This window comes from Providencia sp. UF-224, from assembly GCF_058245955.1.
Genome location: NZ_JBSICC010000008.1, coordinates 20,123 through 42,192 on the forward strand (window position 1 = coordinate 20,123; position 22,070 = coordinate 42,192).

Here is a 22,070-nt window from a genome sequence, read left to right on the forward strand (position 1 = left end):
AACATACTTGTTCACTAAAATATGAGTTACCTAATGCATCAATACACAATATATTGGGATTAAAGAAAAATCTTATAAGGTCATCATAATGCAAACATTTACTGTTAATTTACCGCTCCCACAACCTTATCGCTCTGAGGACTTTTTTGCCTTTCACTTAAGAGACCAACAAAATGTGGCGGAGATTGTTGTCGATAATTGTTTGCAAAAAGGCCTAATCTGGCAAAATTGTCCTGCCAACATTCAGTTAGCGATAGAAAATCAGTATGCAACAATTTCTTTGGATATTGATTCTTCCAATATCTCCCCCACTGAAACAGAACTCAGCGCCCTTGGGAAACACTTATTGGGCTTACATCAACCCGTTAATGAATTTGAAACGCTTTACCTAACAGACCCAGTGCTTGGACAACTTATTGAAAAACAAAAAGGACTAAGAATTTATCAATCCTCTAATGCTTTCGAAGCCTTAGTTTGGGCAATTATTGGGCAGCAAATTAGTGTCCATGCCGCTATCGCAATCCGCCGGCGATTTATACAGGCTGTGGGCATACAGCATTCATCGGGGATTTGGTGCTTTCCTGATATCCAACAAGTGGATTTAGTCAGTGATGATACTCTCCGACAAACAGGTTTTTCATTAGGGAAAATTGTTGCACTCAGGGCGCTATGCGAAGCAATTAAAAACCAACAGATTGATTTATCAGTACAAGTCACCCATGACAATGCTGATGAGCTTACAGAGCAACTGCTCAAAATTAAAGGGATTGGCCCTTGGACGGTCAGTTATGCTCTCTTGCGAGGCTTTAATTATCTCGATGGCTCTTTGCATGGTGATGTGGCTGTAAGACGTAACTTGCAAACATTATTAGCCAGTCAAGAGCAGCCAACAGCGAAAGAAACAGAAAAATGGTTGATGCAATTTTCACCATGGCGAGCGCTCGTCGCAGCTCATTTATGGCGCAGCCAGTCTGCCGCAGGGTATTGAATTATAACTATAAACTGAAAAGCCCAACCAATTGATTGGGCTCCTTGCTTAACTAACAACCCGTCTTAACGCAGCCAGTTAGTTTTCACCAATTGAACGACTTCATCACCGCGACCGCTCATAATGGCTTTTAACATATACAAACTAAAACCTTTTGCTTCTTGCGCAGCAATTTCAGGTGGCATTGAAAGCTCTTGTTTTGCGGTTAAAACATCCACCACCACAGGGCCATCGTGGGCAAAGGCCTCTTTAAGTGCACCGTCGAGGTCTTCACTTTTTTCGACTCGAATACCTTTAATACCCGCTGCATTCGCAATCGCCGCAAAATTCGGGTTCTGCAAATCTGTTCCAGCAGTTAAAAAACCCGCGACCTTCATTTCCATCGCAACGAAGCCCAGTACACCATTATTATGAATAATAATTTTAACTGGTAGCTGCATTTGTGAGAGAGAAATAAAATCCCCCATTAACATGCTGAACCCACCATCACCACACATGGCAACTACTTGGCGTTTTTTATCAACCGCTTGAGCACCAATGGCTTGTGGCATCGCATTTGCCATTGAACCATGATTAAACGAACCGATTAAACGACGTTTACCATTCATTTTCAAATAACGTGCAGCCCACACGGTTGGTGTTCCTACATCGCAAGTGAAGATTGCATCATCGTCGGCCAGTTCACTAATTTTAGTTGCTAAGTACTGCGGATGGATTAATCCTTCATGACCCGGTTTTGCGAGGTCGTCTAACCCTTTACGCGCTTCCTCGTAATGTTTCAACGCGCTCTCAAGATGTTTATTATCTTGTTTAGCCTGCAGGTGCGGCTGCAAAGCGTCTAGAGTCGCTTTAATATCGCCAATCAGGCCCATATCAATATGGCAGTGAGACCCTAAGCTACCTGCATTAATATCAATTTGAATAATTTTCGCATCATTTGGATAGAAAGGACGGTATGGGAATTGTGTTCCAAGCAACACAACGGTATCGGCATTCATCATTGCATGGTAACCCGATGAAAAACCGATTAAACCTGTCATCCCGACACTGTATGGGTTATCCCATTCAATGTGTTCTTTACCGCGCAGTGCGTGAACGACAGGGGCTTTTAACGTTTCGGCGAGTTTGATCACTTCATCATGTGCGCCTGCGCAGCCATTACCACAGAATAATGTGACATTTTTAGATTCATTCAGCGCTTGCGCTAATTGTTCGATTTCTGAACGTTGCGGCATAACCAACGGCGCTTGGGGCTGATACCATGTGTCTTTGGCGGTTTCAGGTGCGTCTTTTAATGCAATATCCCCCGGAATAACAACAACAGATACCCCTTTATTCAAAATAGCTTTACGCATTGCAATACCGAGCACCTGTTGAATTTGCTCAGGGTTAGAGACCATTTCGCAGTAGTGACTGCATTCACGAAAGAGTTCTGTTGGGTGAGTTTCTTGGAAATAATTACTGCCAATTTCACTGGATGGTATATGCGCAGCAATCGCCAACACAGGCACTCGGTTACGGTGGCAGTCATATAATCCATTGATAAGGTGCATATTCCCTGGCCCACAAGACCCTGCGCAAACGGCCAGTTTTCCAGTAAGCTGAGCCTCTGAGCCTGCGGCAAATGCAGCTACTTCCTCATGGCGAGTGCCTAACCATTCAATTGCCCCTTGGCGGCGCAAGCTGTCGGTTAAGCCATTCAATGAATCTCCAGTAACGCCCCAAATACGTTTAACTCCAGCATTATCAAGTACTTTCGCAATATAGGATGCAACACTCTGTTTTTTCATAATGGCACTCTTCTCAGTCGGAGGTCATACGTGCAATATTGTCGTTTGCTAAAATACCACACGCACTTTTTTAGAAATTCGGTAAAATTCATTTCGAATCTTAACGTTCTCTCTGATTATCAAACTTATTTGCAATCATTTATTTGATTGTAACCAAGTCAATTATTCATTCCTACTTATCAAATCCATTATAAAAGAGAACAACACAATCCTCCGTTATTATCAAAAGAAGATGACAATAACGGAATAAATTAAGAGTTTATTGTTAATATTAATCAACATAATAAGAACATCGTAAAATGAACGATATAATTATCCAATCAATTTCCAAATGATCACGTTATACTTTCCACAACAAAACACCCGTTTGATAACCTGCACCTAATGACCAGAAAATAATCAAGTCACCATCATGAAGTAACCCTTTTTTCAAACGACTCGCATAGGCAACAAATGGGCTATTTACACCTGTGTAACCATATTCATCACCTATATACTCAATATTATCCCAAGAGATATTTAATCCTTTTTTTATTGTACTAATACCTCCTTTTGATAATTGGGAGAAGAAAAAACAACTAATATCTTGTAATTGAAGATGGTGTTTTTCGAGTTGATATTTAATGCCCTCGATAGCAAAATCTAAACTTTGAGCGCCCGTAAAGTTATTCCAATAAAGCTTTTCTGTCTTCATATTTGTAGATTGCGAAACGCCATAGCGGGGGTAGACAATAGTGTCCACAAACTGACTATCCGTAAAATACATGCTATCAATTAATCCAGCGCCTGAATTATCCTCCGTCTTCTCCAGTACTATAGCAACAGCGGCATCCCCCATTAAGGCATTGGGCACTAATTCATTTGGATTAGTAAAACGAGATAAAAAATCAGAAGCGACAATTAATGCCTTACGATAAGATGCTTTAGATTTTAACATCATTGCGGCTTGCTCAAATATCGTTATCATCCCCAAACAATTACTGTTCATATCTATACATACACAACTATGCTGAATATCTAATTCTCCATGCAGGTGAATAGCATGAATGGGGGAAATATATTCAATCGTCGTGGATGCAAAAAGAATAATATCGATGTCATCATCTTGGATAATAGGCTTTGCTGCTTTAATTGACATCGTTAAGACATTTTCACTTGCCGGATCCGCAATATAACGTTTATCACAGCCGAATGACTCTAACATCTTCGCTATATTTTTTATTTCTGGGTGTTTCACAATGAAATAATCATTATTTCTAACCCCTGACGGGTGATAAACATTAATTGCAGATATTTTCACTGACGTATTCATATTATTCTCCCAAAACCCATAGAATATTCAGCATAGAAGAATTTGGAAAAAATTAAATGTAATCGATTGATTATTAACAAATTTACAATCAATAAATCGACTTATTCATTTAGTATATTATCGATAGAAATAACATATTGGTATAAATCTAACAATCTGAAATAAAACGCTAAACAATCCATTAACTCCGAATGAAAGTCCGCCAATTTTACATTTTCAAGATTTTAATGTATTATAGGTGACTTGTTTAGTTATTTTCAGGTGGTTACTTTGCTTTATTTAAAAAAAACATTCCCTATTTTTCCTCTATCTCTGCTGTATCGCTCCATTATTTAGTATCACTACTATAAACACTTAACACTTATCAAATATTCATACAGCGTCTATTCTAAATAATAAGATTTTCACGTTATTGAAGTATGAAAACCCACACCTTAAATGCGATTTATCTCGTTGTTAAAATTCAAATAAGAGGATGGTTTTATGAAGTTCAAGAAGAAAAAAGAAAAACCCTTAAATATTAATGACATTACAATCATTGATGATGGTAAATTAAAAAAAGCAATTACCGCTGCTTCACTGGGTAATGCGATGGAATGGTTTGATTTTGGTGTATACGGCTTCTTAGCCTACGTCTTAGGTCAAGTTTTCTTTCCAGACGCATCACCGAGCGTTCAGATGATTGCTGCACTTGCTACATTCTCCGTTCCCTTTTTAGTCAGACCGTTAGGGGGCGTGGTATTTGGTGTCTTAGGCGATAAATATGGCCGACAAAAAGTGTTGTCGATGACCATCATCATTATGGCGATAAGTACCTTCTGTATCGGCCTTATCCCGTCTTATGACAGCATTGGTATCTGGGCACCCATCTTGTTATTGGTTGCCAAATTAGCTCAGGGCTTCTCTGTGGGTGGTGAATATTCAGGAGCTGCAATCTTTGTTGCCGAGTATTCCCCCGACCGTAAACGTGGTTTTATGGGAAGCTGGTTAGACTTTGGTTCTATTGCTGGCTTCGTACTAGGTGCTGGCGTGGTTGTCCTGATTTCCAGTATTGTTGGGGAGGCGAACTTCCATGATTGGGGCTGGAGAATTCCATTCTTCTTAGCCTTACCTTTAGGGATCATTGGGTTGTATCTACGTCATTCCCTTGAAGAAACCCCTGCTTTCCAACAGCACATTGAATCACTGGAAAAACAAGATAAGGCGAATATCCAAAATCCGCCAAAAGTTTCCGTACGCGAAGTGGCATCTAAATATTGGAAAAGTTTATTAATTTGTGTGGGCTTAGTGATTGCGACTAACGTCACGTATTACATGCTGCTGACTTATATGCCAAGTTATTTATCACATAACCTGAATTATTCAACTGACCATGGTGTGTTGATTATTATCGCCATTATGATTGGGATGCTGTTTGTTCAGCCTGTGATTGGCTTAACCAGCGACAAAATAGGCCGCCGTCCGTTTGTCATCATCGGTAGTGTCGGTTTAGTTCTACTGGCTTACCCTGCTTTTATGCTAATTAACAGCGGCTCAGTTGGGTTAATTTTTGTCGGATTGCTGATCCTAGCGGTATTACTAAACTGTTTTACTGGGGTCATGGCATCAATTTTACCAGCCATTTTCCCGACACATATTCGTTATAGTGCCTTAGCCATCGCCTTTAATATTTCGGTATTAATTGCGGGTGCGACACCAACCGTTGCAGCTTGGTTAGTTGAATCCACCACGGATTTATATATGCCAGCCTATTACTTGATGGTGATTGCATTAATTGGTTTATACACGGGTATTCGCATGCCAGAAACCGCAAACAAGCCATTGCGTGGTGCGACGCCAGCAGCATCGGATAAAGCAGAAGCGAAGGAAATCTTAAGTGAGCACTTTGACAATATTGAGCAAAGAGTTGAAGATATTGACCAACAAATTGCTGAGCTTGAGAAAAAACGCCAGTCGTTAATTAATCAGCATCCTAAATTAGACTAGCCCTAGGAGGAAAGCGATGGCAGCAAAGCAAGTTTGTCATCTTGTTTGGTTTCGTCATGATTTACGCGTCACCGATAACAAAGCGCTTTCCTCGGCCTGCGCTGATCCGCAGGCCAATGTCATCGCCCTCTACACCGCAACACCAGAGCAATGGCAACAACACGATGTTTCTGCGCGGCAAATCGCCTTTATTCACCAAAATTTGGTGGAATTACAGCACTCCCTTGCGCAACTAGGCATTCCACTTATTTGCCATACTGCCGCAAGTTTTGCCGATGCCGCTACATGGGTGCTGGATTACGCCAAAGAACAGCAGGCCGATGCCCTGTTTTTCAATCGGCAGTATGAATGGAATGAAAAAAAGCGCGATGAATGGCTGATAGAACACGCACCACCAATGCATATCCATGCTTTTGATGATGCGTTGTTACTTCCCCCCGGCGCAGTAACAAACCAAAAAGGCGAAATGTACCAAGTTTATACCCCATTTCGCCGTGCTTTTCTCACCCAACTCACCGTCACCGATTGTCGTTCATTACGCGCACCAGACAAACGTTCAAAACCATTAAGGATTGAGACAAGCTCGCCGCTATTTCCCCATGAGCATCAAGAAATCGGGCAATCTTTCCCAGCGGGCGAACAAGCCGCTTTAAAGCAGCTCAGGCAGTTCTGCGCTCAAAAAGTTGCAGACTACCAACATGATAGAGATTTTCCCTCCATTGATGGCACCAGCCAGTTATCACCATATCTCGCTGTTGGGGTGCTATCACCTCGCCAGTGCTTCAATCGCTTACAAGCTGAAAACCCACAGGTTCTTGACTACCCTGATAGTGGCGCCTTTACTTGGCTAAACGAACTGGTTTGGCGTGAATTTTATACCCATCTTTTAGTGGCATTTCCTCACCTGTGCCGTCACCAGCCCTTTATTCAATGGACGCAACATATTCATTGGAATGATTCACCTACTGATTTCGAGGCATGGAAAAGCGGGCAAACGGGTTACCCAATTGTTGATGCAGCGATGCGACAACTGAATACCACTGGCTGGATGCATAATCGGTTACGAATGATTGTAGCGAGCTTCTTAGTCAAAGATTTGCTCATCGATTGGCGAAAAGGGGAAAAATACTTTATGACCCAGCTCATTGATGGGACTTTAGCGGCCAATAATGGTGGCTGGCAATGGTCTGCCTCTACCGGTGTGGATGCCTCCCCATGGTTTCGTATTTTCAACCCCACCACACAAGGGAAAAAGTTTGATGCACAAGGCTCATTTATTCGCCATTGGCTCCCCGAATTAGGTGATATCCCTGATAAATTTATCCATACCCCTCATGAATGGGCAGAAGAAAATAATACAACCATTGATTACCCTATGCCTATCGTTGATCACAAACAAGCGCGTTTAAACACACTGGAAGCCTTTGAAGCAGGTAAACGCAATAGTCTTAAATACGATAAATAGCAAAGTTATTATTTGTGTTAATGGTTATTATGCAAGCCTAATGATAAGGAGATACAATCAATGAGCGTAATTTTACAGGTAGACTTCCCATACCAAGGCCCATGGGGCGAAGAAATGACAGCAGCAATGAATGACTTAGCTGAGTCAATCAACCAAGAACCCGGTTTTATCTGGAAAATTTGGACTGAAAACCAACAAACCCAAATGGCAGGCGGTGTTTACCTGTTTGCTTCTGAGTTAGAGGCAAAAGCTTACTTAACCAAACATAGCGCGCGTTTAAAAGCCTTTGGTGTACCTGATGTCCGGGGTGAGATTTTTGCAGTGAATACTGCGCTCAGCCAACTTAACCAAGCGCAGTTTATTGCGAAATAATAGCTTATTGACGATGAAACTCAAACAGCATTACATCAGAGGTAAATGACCCATCTGCTTGTACTGCAAAATGCTGTTTTGCTTCATCACTCAGTGTATTTTGGAATTGGCGAATAGCCTCAACCAATGGTTGTGGCGTTCGCATCCGCTCGACCCAACTGGTAAATTCAAGGGGTAAACGGAAACTTTGCACTGCACTAACAAATAGCCCTGCATTATTAAACATTCCAGACCATTCCCCTGCGGAATAATCACGAATATGCGACGTATCTCTTAGCACTTCAACGGTTTGCAGGTAAATATCCAATAATGGATGGCCCGGCGAGATAACATCGATAAAAATACCTTTCCCACCAACTTTCAGGACTCGGTGAACCTCACGCAGCGCTTTTTCAACATCATGCCAATGGTGTGCAGAATAGCGGCTAATCACCCGATCAAAATGATTGTCCGCAAACGGTAATTGCTCAGCCGTGCCTTTGCAAGTCGTTATATTGGTTAACTGGCGCTCCTGTGCACTCTTCGCCACAACACTCAGCATAGAGTCAGACAGATCATATGCAGTGACCGATTTCACCTGTGGCGCCGCACAAAAACTCGCATGCCCTGCACCACAACCGAGATCAAGGATATTTTCATCCTGACAACCCTGTAGTCGCTGCTGCAAGGCGAGTAAGTCCTCACCTTGGGCATGGACTGCACTGGTTAAATAGGCATTGGCTTGCTCATCAAATTGTTGATAAACCGCTTGATGGTGCGTTTTCATCTCTGTTTCCTTACATTTCGTTGGTCATTTCCCCATCACAACAGAAAATGATTGAAAAAGCACCTATTTGTTCACCAGAAATTTATAGCAATTATTGATTAATGGAAGTCCCCTTGACGACGTTCCACCAGCGTCAAAATGCTATAAAGCGCTACAGCAGTATCATCTTGGTTGAAGACTTGCACATCCCATTCAACGACACCATTCGGTTTATCTTCTGTGATTTTTTGCGGTTTTTTAATCTTTTTCTTGCACGTTAGGCGAACTTGGATGGTATCGCCGATTTTGACAGGCTCAATAAAACGCAAGTTTTCCATCCCGTAATTCGCAATAACGGGCCCAACACCCGCATCAACGAACAAGCCTGCTGCCGCTGAAACGACAAAATACCCGTGTGCAATACGCTCACCAAACAGGGATTGTGCCGCACCGATTTTGTCCACGTGAACATAGAAATTATCTCCACTTAAGCAAGCGAAGTTTGCAATATCTGCTTCTGTGACGGTGCGCCTTGCGGTAAGCAAAGTATCGCCAATCACTAAGTCTTCAAAATGTTTTCTAAAAGGATGGACTACATCAGCTACGGTATCTGCACCACGGAGCCACTGCTGGTTGATAGCGGTTAACATCGATGGGCTAGCTTGAATCGCTGTGCGCTGCATATAATGCTTCACAGCTCTCAACCCACCAAGTTCCTCCCCACCACCTGCACGCCCAGGTCCTCCATGTACTAAAAGTGGCAATGGCGAACCATGCCCCGTAGACTCGACTGCTGATGCCTCATTTAGCACCAACATACGCCCATGCGCTCGCGCACTCGCACGGATCACCGATTGAGCCACTTGCGCATCCGCGGTCACTAATGTACCTGCAAGACTGCCGCCCCCTAAAATGGCAAGCTGTACCGCTTGCTCAAGATTTTCGTAACTCATTAGTGTGGAAACTGGGCCAAAAGCCTCGGTTTCATGAACGGCTGAAGATTTAAACGGCTCTGCACAATACAAGAGTGTGGGAGGGTAAAATGCCCCGTTTTGACTATCCGCACCGATCACTTCTAGTTGTTCAAACTGCCCACCACAGAGCACTTCACAGCCATTGCTACACAGATAATCCACCTTATCTTGCACATCTTGCCGCTGTTCTAAATTAATCAACGCTCCCATGCGAACCCCATCAACAGCAGGGTCTCCCACGGTGATACCTGATAAGCGTTTGAGTAGTGCTTGTTTAACATTTTCTAGTTGATTTTTCGGCACGATAATACGGCGGATTGCCGTACATTTCTGCCCTGCTTTCGCGGTCATCTCGCGGGCAACTTCTTTGATAAACAACGTAAATTCTGGCTGTTCAGGTTGAACATCATGACCTAAGATCGCACAGTTCAGCGAGTCGGCTTCCATGGTGAAAGGTACCGATTTGTCAATAATACGAGCGTGTGACTTAAGCATATGCCCTATTGGGGCTGATCCCGTGAACGTGACTACGTCCTCAAAATCAAGATAATCAAACATATCCCCGACACCACCACAAACCAACTGAATAGCCCCTTCAGGGACAAGACCGCTGTCGGTCATCAATTTCACCATTGCTTGGGTAACTTGGGCTGATGCCGTAGCGGGTTTAATGATGGCAGGCATACCCGCCAACCATGTGGGGGCTAGCTTTTCTAACATTCCCCAGCAAGGAAAATTAAACGCATTAATATGCAAAGCCACACCACGGCGGGATGTCAAAATATGGTGACCAATAAACTGCCCCTGCTTAGACAGTGGAACCATATCGCCTTCTGGCCAAATAGTGTCATCGGGGAGCTCTCTACTTGCTAGCCCTGAATAAGCGAATAACGTTCCAATTCCCCCTTCAATATCCACCCAACTATCTGCTTTTGTTGCCCCAGTTTGTGCAGAAATCGCATAAAGCTCAGCTTTATGTTCCAACAAATACTTGGCGACCGCTTTTAGCATCTGGCCCCGCTGCTGAAATGTCATCGCAGACAACGTTTCGCCCCCCACATTTCGCCCATAGGCCAAACTCTCAGATAACGGGAGCCCTTCTGTTGTCACTGCATATAAAGCTTGGTTGGTAAGTGCATGGTAAATCGTCCGCTCTTTACCCTTACCCTGTACCCACTTCCCCATAATGTAACTTGTTAAATGCTGCATATCCGTCTCCAGAAACAAAGGCAATAAATAAAATTGATAGTTAAATATGTATCATAAAAATAATCATAGTTGCTAATTTAAATTTAACAAATTAAGAACAAATTCGTTGTGAAATCCCTTTCCTACTAAACCCACATAAAATAAAGTATTTTTATTTAATTGATTTTATTTAATTTAATTTAAAACCTTGTGAAGTGAATCGCAAAATCAAGTTAATGAATATTGATCTTTTTGTTAACAGTTTCTAGCATTGATGTTAAATAAACATGATTCGATATTTTGATTTTAAATAAAAATTACGAATCACTTAATGGAAAAATCAATGAGCGATATAAATCAGGCTAGCTTCGAAGCCAAAATCGAAGCAGATATTTCCATCGAACCCAAGGATTGGATGCCCGATGCTTACCGACAGAATCTTATCCGCCAAATAGGTCAACATGCTCACTCTGAAGTCGTGGGGATGCTTCCAGAAGCCAACTGGCTAACACGGGCACCCACACTACGTCGTAAAGCGATATTACTGGCCAAAATTCAAGATGAAGCAGGCCACGGTTTATACCTCTACAGCGCTGCGGAGACCCTTGGCTGCTCTCGCCAAGATATCTATCAAAAGCTGCTTGATGAAAAAATGAAGTACTCCTCCATTTTTAATTACCCCACGCTGAATTGGGCGGATGTCGGGGTCGTTGGCTGGCTAGTAGATGGCGCCGCAATTGTGAACCAAGTGGCGCTGTGCCGCGCTTCATACGGCCCTTATGCACGTGCCATGGTGAAAATTTGTAAGGAAGAAAGCTTCCACCAACGCCAAGGCTATGAGGCGGTTATGGCACTGGCACAAGGGACTGATGAACAAAGGGCCATGCTGCAAGATGCGATAAACCGCTTCTGGTGGCCTGTTCTAACCATGTTTGGTCCTAATGACTCTGATTCCCCGCACAGTGCTCAAAGTATGGCGTGGAAAATCAAACGCTTCAGCAATGACGAGCTACGCCAAAAGTTTGTCGACAACACAGTTCCACAAGTCGAAGCACTCGGTATGACCATCCCTGATCCTGATTTAGCTTGGGATGATGAGTTGGGTCACTACCGCTTTGGAGAAATTGACTGGGCAGAGTTTTACCAAGTGATTAAAGGTAACGGCATTTGTAACCATGAACGCCTGAGTGCAAAGCGCAAAGGCTGGGAAGACGGCGCATGGGTGCGTGAAGGTGCCATGGCACATAGCCACAAGCAAAAAGCGGTGAAATCCGCAGCTTAAATGACTGACCGATGCCCAAAAAAGGAAAATACCATGAGTAACCAAGATTGGCCTTTATATGAAGTTTTTGTTCGCAGTAAACAGGGTTTAGCACACCGCCATGTAGGAAGTTTACATGCGGCAGACGATCAAATGGCGTTAGAGAACGCCCGCGATGCCTATACCCGACGCAGCGAAGGGTGCTCCATTTGGGTCATCAAAGCGGTGCATTTAATTGCATCGCAGCCAGAAGATAAAAGCACATTCTTTGACCCCGCCGACACCAAGGTTTACCGCCACCCGACGTTTTATACCATCCCTGATGGTATTAAGAACATGTAAGGAGCTGTCCATGAACCAACAAGAACAGCTCCATCATTACGCATTACGCCTCGGTGACTCACCCTTAATTCTGGCTCAGCGCTTGTGTGAGTGGTGTGGACATGCACCTGAAATTGAACTCGACCTCGCACTCTCCAATATTGGCCTTGATTTGCTGGGGCAAGCCCGCAATTTTTTAAGCTACGCTGCCCAGTTAAAAGGCGCTGACTGTGATGAAGACAAACTGGCTTTTCTGCGCGACGAACGAGAATTCAGCAATCTGTTACTCGTTGAGCAACCTAATAATGACTTTGGTGACACCTTAGTGCGCCAGTTCTTTATGGATGCTTATCACGTTCCATTGTATGAAGCCCTGATCCACAGCCGCGATGAACAGCTTTCGGCTATTGCAGAGAAATCCCTCAAAGAGGCTATTTACCACCTCCGTTTTAGCCGTAATTGGATGATCCGTTTAGGGGATGGCACAGCGGAAAGCCACCGACGAATTCAACACTCCATCAATGAATTATGGCGCTTTACAGGTGAGCTTTTCCACGCGGATAACATTGAAATTACCCTCAGTGAAGCAGGTTTCGCTGTAGACCCGCGTTCGTTGAAAGACACATGGTTAACTACCATCACTGAAACCTTTGAAGATGCCACACTCAGCGTGCCTGAAAAAGACGCCTACCGTTTAGGGGGCAAGCAAGGCAGCCACACAGAGCATCTTGGCCTGCTCTTAACGCAATTGCAATTTATGCAACGCGCTTACCCAAATAGCCAGTGGTGATGCAATGGAACAGAGACTGCAATTAAGCGAGCTTCAATCACCCCAAGTTCATCAGATCTGGCAACAGCTGCATCAAATTCCCGATCCTGAGCTGCCTGCACTCTCTATTACTGATCTTGGCATGATCCGCAATGTGCTCCCAAACAATCAAGGTTGGAAAGTTCTTTTTACACCTACGTATTCAGGTTGCCCAGCCACCGAGTTTTTAATCAATGAAATTAAAACAGTTTTGGGTGATGCAGGCTTTGAACAGATTGATATCGAAGTGGTGTTAACCCCCGCATGGACAACCGACTGGATGAATCAAGATGCCAAAAAGCGCTTACGCGAGTTTGGTATCGCACCACCACAAGGCACCGCTTGCGAACACCCTGAACACAAAGGGGCGATACGCTGCCCACGCTGTGATAGCGAACAAACAGAAAAAATTAGTGAATTTGGTTCAACAGCATGCAAAGCATTATATAAATGCACCGAATGCTTAGAGCCGTTTGATTACTTTAAATGTATTTAGGGGCATTCATATGACTGTATTTCATCGTTTAAGTATTGCCGCCATTGAGCGTGACACCCCTGACGCCGTTGCGGTGACGTTCAATGTTCCTGACGCCTTGCGCGAACAATATCGCTATCGCCCAGGGCAACACCTCACCTTAAAAGCCGCCATTAATGGTGAAAATTTGCGCCGCTGCTACTCCATTTGCAGCTCACCCGACGAAGAGACACTAAAAATTGGTGTAAAAGCTATTTATGAAGGGCGATTTTCCAATTTTATCAATCAACAACTGAATGTCGGCGATAGCCTTGATGTGATGATCCCGCAGGGGCAGTTTGGTTACCAGCCTGAAACACATACCCATGCGCATTACCTCGCCGTTGCCGCAGGCTCTGGGATCACCCCTTTGCTTTCCATCATTAAAGCCACATTGCAAACCGAGCCTAAAAGCCACTTTGTGTTGATTTATGGCAATAGTAATAGCCGTTCAGTGATGTTTAAAGAAAATATTGCGGACTTAAAAAACCGTTTTGCTGCGCGTTTTCAAGTACTTTATCTCTTTAGCCAAGAACCTCAAGATAGCGAACTTCTTAGCGGTCGTATTAGCCAACAGCAGCTTTCTGCATTAGGCAATACATTGTTAAATTTCAAACAATTTGACCGTGCGTTTATCTGTGGTCCTGAAAGCATGATGGATGAAGTGCATGACACCCTTGTCAATTACGGTATGCCAAAAGAATTCGTTCACACTGAGCGCTTCAACACATCAGGGGCAAAATTTAAACCGACTTCAGCGAAGTCTAATGAAACACGCCAAGTGAGCATTCACCTTGATGGCCGCACTTTGGATATCAGCATGGACAGCCAAGATGACAGCATTTTAGATGCCGCATTGCGCCAAGGTGCCGACCTGCCATACGCATGTAAAGGGGGCGTGTGCGCAACTTGTAAATGCAAATTGCGCTCAGGGGAAGTGGAAATGGGCGTCAACTACAGCCTCGAACCAGACCAAATCGCCGATGGGTACATCTTAAGTTGCCAAGCATGGCCGAAGGGCGATGGCGTTGTTTTAGACTTTGACGTATAGGAAGCGTAATGGAAAATCCGTGGATTTTATCTCAACAAAACCAGCGCGTTCTCACCCTAACGTTGAACCGCCCCGAAGTGCGCAACGCACTCAGCACACCGTGCCTTGAACTCCTGGTACAACACCTTGAAGCGGCTGATAACAATGCGCAAATTGGTGCGATAGTAATCACTGGCAACCCGCGATTCTTTGCAGCAGGCGCGGATCTTAAAGAGCTACAACAGCAAACTATCGCCAGTGCGATGATAGATAAACGCCCTCAAGTGTGGCGTCGTTTATCCATGATATCAAAACCCATTATCGCTGCCGCCAATGGGTATGCACTTGGAGCGGGCTTCGAACTGCTCCTCGCCAGTGACATGGTGATTGCTGGAGAATCCACCCGTTTTGGGTTGCCCGAAATTACCCTCGGTTTAATGCCCGGGGCGGGCGGTACGCAACGTTTGATCCGTGCAGTAGGCAAGTCTTTAGCTATGCAAATGGTACTAACAGGGGAATCGATTAATGCTAAACGCGCACTCCAAGCGGGGTTAGTCAGTGAAATTTGTGTCGATGATTTGGTTCTCGAACGCGCTCAGCAGCTTGCGCAACGTATTGCAACCCACGCACCTTTAGCTGTGCGCGCAGCAAAGGCCGCCTTAGTTCACGCCCAAGATAGCCACCTTACTGAGGGGTTACAGCTAGAACGTCAATATTTTGTGGCCTTAGCTGGTACGCAAGATCGCCAAGAAGGGATCGATGCTTTCTTCGAAAAACGCCCACCTCAGTTTACAGGACAATAACCATGACAAACGAAGCGATGATCCTCACCGCACTGGAAAATGGCGTGCTCACCATCACCTTAAACCGCCCTGATAGGCTCAATAGCTTTAACGATGAAATGCACCACCAGCTAAGTGATGCCATCAAAATTGCAGAACGTGACGACTCCGTACGTTGCTTAGTGATCACTGGCGCAGGCCGTGGCTTTTGTGCAGGGCAAGATCTCAACGATCGTAATGTCAGTGTGGGTAGCGAAGCACCTGATCTAGGCTTTTCTGTGGAAACCTACTATAACCCGTTGATCCGCCGTCTTACCGCTTTACCAAAACCGATTATTTGTGCCGTCAATGGTGTCGCCGCAGGGGCAGGCGCGGCTATCGCATTGGCTGGGGATATCGTGATCGCTGCCAAAAGCGCCTGTTTTATTCAATCATTTTGCCGCCTTGGCCTAGTTCCTGACTCAGGAGGAAGCTGGTTTTTACCCCAACTCGCTGGGCACGCCAGAGCAATGGGTATGGCATTATTAGGGGACAAAATCAGTGCAGAGCAAGCATTGCAATGGGGAATGATTTGGCAAGTCACTGAAAATGAGGCACTCACAGACACCGTTTTGCAACTAGCTCAACACCTTGCGACACAACCCACCTACGGTCTTGGTCTGATCAAAAAAGCCATTTACTGCGCAGCAACCAACACCTTAGATGAACAGCTAGACCTTGAACGCGATTTGCAGCGTTTAGGGGGACGAAGTGAAGATTACCGCGAAGGGGTAAGTGCCTTTTTAAACAAGCGCGAACCGCTGTTTAAGGGGCGATAACCATGACACTCTCTATGAATTCCACCATCAAGACAGTCGCTGTTATCGGTGCTGGTACCATGGGTATTGGTATTGCACAAGTGGCTGCCACGGCAGGGCTCACCGTTTTACTGTTTGACGTTAACCAAGACACGTTAAGCCATTCCCTAAACACCATGGCACAACGCTTGCGTAAACGTGTTGAACAAGGAAAGGCTGACTCAAAAACCACAGAAGCGCTCATTGCCAACATTCATATCGCTAACAGCTTATCTGAATTATCAAGCGCCCAACTCATCATTGAAGCTGTTGCGGAAAAACTAGCAATAAAACAAGCTATTTTCGGCGAACTTGAAGATATTTGTCACGAATCAACAATATTTGCCAGTAACACCTCTTCGTTGTCGATTACAGCGATTGGTTGCCAATTGAAACACCCTGAACGGCTTGCTGGGTTGCACTTTTTTAACCCTGCCCCAGTGATGAAATTGGTTGAGGTCATCCGTGGCCTAGAAACATCCCTTGAAGTGATTGAACAATTAAAAGCATTAACTCTCTCATGGGGGAAAGTACCCGTAATTTGCCGCTCAACACCTGGTTTTATTGTTAACCGTGTTGCGAGACCTTTTTATGCGGAGACTTTACGCGCCCTTGAAGAGCAAATTGGCTCCCCAACCACGCTAGACAGCGCACTGCGCGATGCCGGTGGCTTTGCAATGGGGCCATTACAACTTACTGATTTAATTGGCCATGATGTTAACTATGCAGTGACGGAATCTGTATTTCAGGCATTTGGTTATGACCCACGCTTTCAGACCTCATTAATGCAATTGGAATTAGTGCAAGCGGGGCATTTTGGCCGTAAATCAAAACAAGGTTTCTATCATTATGATGATAATAAACCACACCCCACCGCGTCATTTGCAGCAAAAGTGCACCTTAGCCATCCCAAAAATGTAAAAGTCAGTGGCGATTGGCAGATATTTCCTGAGTTTGCGCAGCTTTTATCTGAAAATGGGATCTCACTCGAAGGATTAGCACAACAGTCAAATCAATCTCCCACCCTTATTGTTAATGACGTTATTATTATGTTAACAAATGGTGAATTGGCCTCATTTCATGCGCAACGATCAAACCAAGCGGTGGTTCTCTTTGATTTATCGGCAAATTACCTTGCCGCAACAGCCATCACATTAACCTGCGCAACACAAAACAGTACGCAACAAAACCAGCAGGCGATAGCCTTTTTCCAGTCCCTTGGAAAAAACGTAATTGTACTACCAGATTACCCTGCGCTCTTAACGATGAGAACGGTGGCGATGTTATGCAATGAAGCACTCGATGTGGTGAATAAAGGGGTTGCAACTGTGCCAGATACCGACAATGCCATGCGATTTGGCGTGAACTACCCCAAAGGCCCATTGGCTTGGGGAGCTCAACTGGGTTGGTCACGCGTACTATCGGTACTCGAGCAACTCGCACAGTTTTATGGCGATAGCCGTTATCGGCCCAATCCATTACTTAAACAGTTAGCTGCGGGTTATCAGTCTTTATCTTTTAAGGAGTCCCTATGATCTCAGTACCGAATATCACCACCGCTCAACAATCCGCTCACATTATGTATCGCGACGATGCATGCGCAAAAGCAATGGGTATGTCGATTGAAAAAGTCGAAGATGGCTTTGCGCAATTAAAAATGCCCATCACAGCAAAGATGCTTAATGGTCATAAAACCTGCCATGGGGGGCAACTGTTTAGTCTCGCCGACACCGCATTTGCTTACGCCTGCAATAGTCAAGGGTATGCTGCTGTTGCGTCGATGTGCTCAATTGATTTTGTCCGCCCAGGCTTTGAAGGGGATTTACTGACAGCGACCGCAACAATGAAGCACCAAGGTAAGCGCAACGGGCTATACGAAGTCGAGATAGTTAACCAAAACGGAAAAATACTCGCCTTATTCCAAGGTCGTTCTCATCGCCTAGGGCATCGTTTAGAGGAAAATCACCATGACTGATGCTTATATTTGTGATGGTGTTCGTACACCAATAGGCCGTTATGGCGGTGCGCTTTCTTCCCTGCGCCCTGATGACCTCGCGACTTTGCCACTAAAAGCCTTGATAGCGAGGCACCCACAGTTAGATTGGGCGCTGACCGATGATATTATTTTAGGTTGCGCAAACCAAGCGGGTGAAGACAACCGCAATGTCGCCCGCATGGCGGGTTTATTGTCTGGTTTACCCGTTTCCGTTTCAGGCACGACCATCAACCGCTTATGTGGCTCAGGGTTGGATGCTATCGCACTTGCCGCTCGCAGTATTAAAGCGGATGAATCCGGGTTAATGATTGCAGGCGGCGTTGAATCAATGAGCCGCGCGCCTTTTGTGATGGGAAAACAGGAATCCGCTTTTTCACGCCAAGCCCAAGTGTTTGATACCACAATAGGTTGGCGGTTTATCAACCCATTAATGGAACAACAATGTGGTACTGACTCAATGCCAGAAACGGCGGAAAATGTGGCAGAAACCTATCAAATCAGCCGTGAAGACCAAGATGCATTTGCGCTACGCAGCCAGCAACGTACTGAAACTGCAAAAATTAATGGTATTTTTGCGCAAGAAATTGTCCCTGTCACCATTAAACAGCGTAAAAACGAAATCGTGGTTACCGAAGATGAACACCCGCGTGCAGAAACCACCTTTGAGCAACTACAAAAGCTGAAAACGCCGTTTCGTGAAAATGGCACGGTCACTGCGGGTAATGCTTCTGGTGTGAATGATGGCGCAGCTGCGTTAATTATTGCATCCGAGCAAATCGCGAAACAGCAAGGCTTAACCCCTCGGGCTCGCATTGTTGCTACCGCCACTTGTGGCGTTGAACCACGACTGATGGGGATTGGCCCGTTACCAGCCTCACAAAAAGTCTTAAAAATGGCGGGGTTAACTATCGACCAAATGGATGTCATTGAACTCAATGAAGCGTTTGCCGCACAAGCCCTCGCCGTATTGAGGGGGCTAGGCTTACCCGACGATGCGTCACACGTAAACCCGAACGGCGGAGCGATTTCCTTAGGTCACCCTTTAGGCATGAGCGGAGCAAGACTTGCTATCGCCGCAATTAATGAACTGCATCGCAAACGAGGCCGTTATGCCTTATGCACCATGTGTATTGGCGTAGGGCAAGGCATCGCCATGATTATCGAACGAGTCTGAACAACGTATTCATATCAATAATAACCGCCTGAAACCCTACACCTGCTCAGGCGAAAACCAGCAACGTTATCAACGAAAACTGGTTACCATAATAATTATGAGGACTGGCAATTATGAGCATGATACAAGATAGCATCGACCCAATTGAATTTGCCTCACGAGATGAAATCGAGTCATTACAATATTCTCGAATGAAGTGGACACTCACTCACGCCTATGAAAACGTGCCAATGTACCGTAAAAAATTTGATGATGCAGGCGTGCACCCTGATGACTTTAAACAATTAAGCGATATCGAAAAATTCCCCTATACCACTAAGCAAGATTTACGGGAAAACTACCCCTTCAGTACGTTTGCCGTGCCAATGGACCAGATCATCCGTATCCATGCCTCTTCGGGTACCACTGGGCGCCCAACGGTTGTTGGTTACACGCAACGTGATATTGATAATTGGGCGGATTTAATTGCACGTAGCTTGCGTTCTGCGGGAACCGTTCGCGGTGATAAGGTCCATGTGGCTTATGGCTATGGCTTGTTTACCGGCGGTTTAGGCGCACATTACGGCGCAGAGCGCCTTGGTGCCGCCGTTATTCCAATGTCAGGTGGGCAAACTGAAAAACAAGCCCAATTAATTGCTGATTTTAAACCCGATGTGATTATGGTGACACCATCATATTGCCTAAGCATTATTGACGAACTCGAAAAAATCATGGGTGGCGATGCTAGTAAGTGCTCACTTAGATTAGGCGTATTTGGCGCTGAGCCTTGGACAGAATCCCTGCGCACTGAAATCGAAACACGCCTAGGCATCAAAGCATTAGATATCTATGGTTTATCAGAAGTCATGGGCCCAGGTGTCGCCATGGAGTGTGCTGATGCTGGTGCTAGCGGCCCAACCATCTGGGAAGACCATTTTTACCCTGAGATTATTTCCCCCGAAACGCTCAAAACATTAGGGGATGGCGAGCATGGTGAGTTAGTGTTCACTACCCTGACAAAAGAGGCTATGCCAGTAATTCGCTATCGCACACGGGATTTAACCCACTTAATGAATGGCGTAAATCGCAACATGCGCCGAATTGGTAAAATCACAGGTCGTTCTGATGACATGATGATTATTCGCGGAGTAAATGTGTTCCCTTCTCAGATTGAAGAACAGATTATGCAATTCAAAGAGTTATCTCCACACTACCAATTAGAAATTGGTCGCCAAGGCAATATGGATAACTTATCGGTTCGCGTTGAGCTCAAACATCCAGAACAACTCACTTATGATGAACGTTGTAATATCTGTCATCATCTAAAACATCGTATCAAATCCATGGTAGGAATTAGCACGCGGGTCAGCATCGTGAATTGCGGTGACATTCCACGTTCACAAGGTAAGGCAGAGCGTGTTATCGATACAAGAATTGCCATTTAAACCAGTAAGTTAAGGCATATTTAATACGTATTGCTCTAATATGCCTTACTTGCCTGCTCATTTTTAGCAAAAAACCAAACGAGACAATATTCCATTTTATGTCTACTATTCAGAAAGTATTTTGATACAGAAAATTTATGGATGAAGCATAAATGAATACCAAACTCGACCAGTTTATCCAACATGCCATTGCTAGCCAGCCCATTAGTGGCACATCGCTCATTAGTTCCTTATATGGTGATGCACTACATCACCGAGGAGGAGAAGTTTGGCTAGGTAGCCTAACCAAATTACTAGAACCCATGGGGTTTACTGACCGCTTTGTACGCACCTCTGTTTTTCGTTTACAAAAAGAAGGTTGGTTAGATGTTGAAAAAATTGGCCGACGCAGCTACTACCGAATTTCTGCTCGTGGCCAGAGCCGATTTCGGCGCGCAGAACAAAAAATCTATCTCGCAGAGCAACCCGATTGGGATGGAAAGTGGGATTTATTACTCCTAGAAGCCGCTGATAAAGAAGAAAAAATTCGATTAAAGAAAGAGCTTGGTTGGTTAGGGTTTGGGCAGTTTAATACGTCTTTAATGGCTGCGCCAAGCTGCGCGCAAAGCGATGTACCTGCGTTATTAAATGAGCTCAACGCCACCGAGCAAGCCATTTATTTTCATGCAGATTACCCCTACAGTCGCTCAGAAAAAAACCTGAAAGACTTGGTGTCTCAGGCATGGTCTTTGCAGGAAATTTCAGAGCATTATCACCAATTTATTTCATTATTCAGACCTCTTGCGTTATTGCTCAAGGATAATGCGGGAACACAAATCAGCCCTGAGCATTGTTTTCAGTTACGGCTGCTTTTAATTCACTTTTATCGCCGTGTCACGCTTAAAGACCCACTGCTACCTGACGAACTTTTACCACCCCAATGGGAAGGGCATATTGCGCGCCACTTGTGTACCAATATTTATCAACGTATCGACCAAGCTGCAACGCAATATGTTTCAGAGAATAGCGAAACAACTGTGGGTGAACTTCCTCAACCTTCTAGCGCTTATTATCGGCGTTTTGGTGGGGTACTGCGGGAAATTGCCGCTTAAATTAACCTTTAAG

Annotated in this window: 19 protein-coding genes and 1 pseudogene; 16 read left to right on the forward strand and 4 right to left on the reverse strand. The window is 44.7% G+C overall.

Annotated elements, in window-relative coordinates:
* Positions 1-88: 88 nt before the first annotated feature.
* Entirely contained in the window at positions 89-988 is a 900-nt protein-coding gene (locus AC4IFO_RS09665) for a DNA-3-methyladenine glycosylase family protein (RefSeq protein ID WP_490733843.1), read from the forward strand.
* Between the two features lie 65 nt (positions 989-1,053).
* Here AC4IFO_RS09665 and poxB read toward each other — a convergent pair whose 3' ends face one another.
* Positions 1,054-2,778 carry a ubiquinone-dependent pyruvate dehydrogenase gene (gene poxB / locus AC4IFO_RS09670; RefSeq protein WP_490733845.1) on the reverse strand — a complete coding sequence of 575 codons (1,725 nt, stop codon included), beginning with the start codon at positions 2,776-2,778 and terminating at the stop codon, positions 1,054-1,056.
* A 340-nt stretch (positions 2,779-3,118) separates the two neighbouring features.
* Entirely contained in the window at positions 3,119-4,078 is a 960-nt protein-coding gene (locus tag AC4IFO_RS09675; RefSeq protein ID WP_490733847.1) for a 3-oxoacyl-ACP synthase III family protein, read from the reverse strand.
* Positions 4,079-4,573: 495 nt separating this feature from the next.
* Between AC4IFO_RS09675 and proP the strand changes: the two genes are divergently transcribed.
* The 3 genes from proP to AC4IFO_RS09690 are packed head-to-tail and all read left to right on the forward strand — an operon-like array spanning position 4,574 to position 7,913.
* Positions 4,574-6,076, forward strand: coding sequence for a glycine betaine/L-proline transporter ProP (gene proP, locus AC4IFO_RS09680; RefSeq protein WP_490733849.1), 1,503 nt, complete (start codon positions 4,574-4,576; stop codon positions 6,074-6,076).
* 16 nt (positions 6,077-6,092) lie between these two features.
* Positions 6,093-7,541: a deoxyribodipyrimidine photo-lyase gene (gene phrB, locus AC4IFO_RS09685; RefSeq protein WP_490733851.1), complete on the forward strand. Its 1,449-nt coding sequence runs from the start codon at positions 6,093-6,095 to the stop codon at positions 7,539-7,541.
* A 60-nt stretch (positions 7,542-7,601) separates the two neighbouring features.
* Positions 7,602-7,913 (forward strand): monooxygenase, encoded by a 312-nt coding sequence (locus AC4IFO_RS09690; RefSeq protein ID WP_490733853.1) that lies wholly within the window; start codon positions 7,602-7,604, stop codon positions 7,911-7,913.
* Between the two features lie 4 nt (positions 7,914-7,917).
* On the opposite strand, the pseudogene AC4IFO_RS09695 reads toward AC4IFO_RS09690, so the two are convergent.
* A pseudogene (locus tag AC4IFO_RS09695) lies at positions 7,918-8,688 on the reverse strand (class I SAM-dependent methyltransferase); the annotation flags it as partial.
* Positions 8,689-8,777: 89 nt separating this feature from the next.
* Positions 8,778-10,841: a phenylacetic acid degradation bifunctional protein PaaZ gene (gene paaZ, locus AC4IFO_RS09700; RefSeq protein ID WP_490733855.1), complete on the reverse strand. Its 2,064-nt coding sequence runs from the start codon at positions 10,839-10,841 to the stop codon at positions 8,778-8,780.
* Between the two features lie 322 nt (positions 10,842-11,163).
* Here paaZ and paaA point away from each other — a divergent pair, with 322 nt between their 5' ends.
* The 12 genes from paaA to paaX all read left to right on the forward strand — a co-directional run bounded on the left by paaA (position 11,164) and on the right by paaX (position 22,057).
* A complete protein-coding gene (gene paaA / locus AC4IFO_RS09705; RefSeq protein WP_490733857.1) occupies positions 11,164-12,102 on the forward strand; it encodes a 1,2-phenylacetyl-CoA epoxidase subunit PaaA in 939 nt (312 codons plus the stop codon).
* 33 nt (positions 12,103-12,135) lie between these two features.
* Positions 12,136-12,423: a 1,2-phenylacetyl-CoA epoxidase subunit PaaB gene (gene paaB, locus AC4IFO_RS09710; RefSeq protein WP_490733859.1), complete on the forward strand. Its 288-nt coding sequence runs from the start codon at positions 12,136-12,138 to the stop codon at positions 12,421-12,423.
* 10 nt (positions 12,424-12,433) lie between these two features.
* Positions 12,434-13,192: a 1,2-phenylacetyl-CoA epoxidase subunit PaaC gene (gene paaC, locus AC4IFO_RS09715; protein WP_490733861.1), complete on the forward strand. Its 759-nt coding sequence runs from the start codon at positions 12,434-12,436 to the stop codon at positions 13,190-13,192.
* Positions 13,193-13,196: 4 nt separating this feature from the next.
* Positions 13,197-13,706, forward strand: coding sequence for a 1,2-phenylacetyl-CoA epoxidase subunit PaaD (gene paaD / locus AC4IFO_RS09720; RefSeq protein WP_490733863.1), 510 nt, complete (start codon positions 13,197-13,199; stop codon positions 13,704-13,706).
* 10 nt (positions 13,707-13,716) lie between these two features.
* On the forward strand, positions 13,717-14,775 hold the full coding sequence (paaE, locus tag AC4IFO_RS09725) for a 1,2-phenylacetyl-CoA epoxidase subunit PaaE (protein ID WP_490733865.1): 1,059 nt from the start codon (positions 13,717-13,719) through the stop codon (positions 14,773-14,775).
* 8 nt (positions 14,776-14,783) lie between these two features.
* Positions 14,784-15,557 carry a 2,3-dehydroadipyl-CoA hydratase PaaF gene (gene paaF / locus AC4IFO_RS09730; protein ID WP_219245335.1) on the forward strand — a complete coding sequence of 258 codons (774 nt, stop codon included), beginning with the start codon at positions 14,784-14,786 and terminating at the stop codon, positions 15,555-15,557.
* 2 nt (positions 15,558-15,559) lie between these two features.
* Positions 15,560-16,354 carry a 2-(1,2-epoxy-1,2-dihydrophenyl)acetyl-CoA isomerase PaaG gene (paaG, locus tag AC4IFO_RS09735; protein WP_490733868.1) on the forward strand — a complete coding sequence of 265 codons (795 nt, stop codon included), beginning with the start codon at positions 15,560-15,562 and terminating at the stop codon, positions 16,352-16,354.
* A gap of 2 nt (positions 16,355-16,356) precedes the next feature.
* Positions 16,357-17,907 carry a 3-hydroxyacyl-CoA dehydrogenase gene (locus tag AC4IFO_RS09740; RefSeq protein ID WP_490733870.1) on the forward strand — a complete coding sequence of 517 codons (1,551 nt, stop codon included), beginning with the start codon at positions 16,357-16,359 and terminating at the stop codon, positions 17,905-17,907.
* Positions 17,904-18,347, forward strand: a complete 444-nt coding sequence (gene paaI / locus AC4IFO_RS09745) for a hydroxyphenylacetyl-CoA thioesterase PaaI (RefSeq protein WP_490733872.1) — start codon at positions 17,904-17,906, stop codon at positions 18,345-18,347. The genes AC4IFO_RS09740 and paaI overlap by 4 nt, the downstream gene beginning before the upstream one ends.
* Positions 18,340-19,542 carry a 3-oxoadipyl-CoA thiolase gene (gene pcaF, locus AC4IFO_RS09750; RefSeq protein ID WP_490733874.1) on the forward strand — a complete coding sequence of 401 codons (1,203 nt, stop codon included), beginning with the start codon at positions 18,340-18,342 and terminating at the stop codon, positions 19,540-19,542. The genes paaI and pcaF overlap by 8 nt, the downstream gene beginning before the upstream one ends.
* Before the next feature lie 113 nt (positions 19,543-19,655).
* The gene (paaK, locus tag AC4IFO_RS09755) at positions 19,656-20,966 is read left to right on the forward strand and encodes a phenylacetate--CoA ligase PaaK (RefSeq protein ID WP_490733876.1); all 1,311 of its coding nucleotides are present in this window, start codon (positions 19,656-19,658) and stop codon (positions 20,964-20,966) included.
* A 152-nt stretch (positions 20,967-21,118) separates the two neighbouring features.
* Entirely contained in the window at positions 21,119-22,057 is a 939-nt protein-coding gene (gene paaX / locus AC4IFO_RS09760; RefSeq protein ID WP_490733878.1) for a phenylacetic acid degradation operon negative regulatory protein PaaX, read from the forward strand.
* Positions 22,058-22,070: the final 13 nt, after the last annotated feature.